The following is a 725-nucleotide window of genomic DNA, read 5'->3' on the forward strand; positions in this document are numbered from 1 at the left end:
GCTGTGAAGCATCAATTCCTGCGAACCTTGGGTGTGGTCGATATGGGAAATGCGGACAGGTTGGATTGTTCTGGCGGTTGTTTGCGGCTTGTGGGATTTATGCTTGCCAGTGGTGCCGCAGGAGGCCAACAATAAGCAGGTGGTACAAACAAATAGGGTTTTGCAGATGAGTCGAGACATGGTGAATTCCTCCGGCTGCATGATTTTTGTTTTCAGACGGCCTCTATAATAATCCTTCTATGGGCAGGATGGACAGGATTTTTGAAGTCATCCGTTTCCAGAACTTGGCTTCGGGTTCGTGTGCGTAAGTTCGTTTTTCGCTTGGGTCATACCAGTATAGTTTGTTGTAATTGCCAAGCGTTACCTGATAGGCGTAGCTTGGGGTGGTCGTAACGAGGGTGCGCTGCATTTGGCCTGCGATTTCGGGGCTTTCGATGACGACACCCATTTCGGTATTGAGGCGTGCGGAGCGTGGGTCGAGGTTGAATGAGCCGATGAAAACGCGTTTCTCGTCCACGATGAATGTTTTGGCATGCAGGCTGGTGGTGGAGCTACCGGTTAAGCCGCGGTCTTTGGTGGTCGGAACGGCATGATTGGGTTGGAGTTCGTATAGTTTGACCCCGGCTTTGAGCAAAGGCTTGCGGTATTTGACGTAGCCGGAATGGACGGCGGCAACGTCGGTTGCTTGGAGCGAATTGGTCAAAACGGTAACGTCCACGCCGTTG

General features: G+C 51.9%; 1 protein-coding gene and 1 pseudogene. Both read right to left on the reverse strand.

The window, feature by feature from the left end; all coding sequences use genetic code 11:
* Positions 1-180, reverse strand: a pseudogene (locus ACTHUR_RS13925) (C40 family peptidase); the annotation flags it as partial.
* A gap of 43 nt (positions 181-223) precedes the next feature.
* The coding region (locus tag ACTHUR_RS13930) for a phospholipase D-like domain-containing protein (protein ID WP_440399135.1) at positions 224-725 on the reverse strand (502 nt) is incomplete at its 5' end.

The sequence above is a fragment of the Neisseria sp. P0021.S007 genome (genome assembly GCF_051956855.1).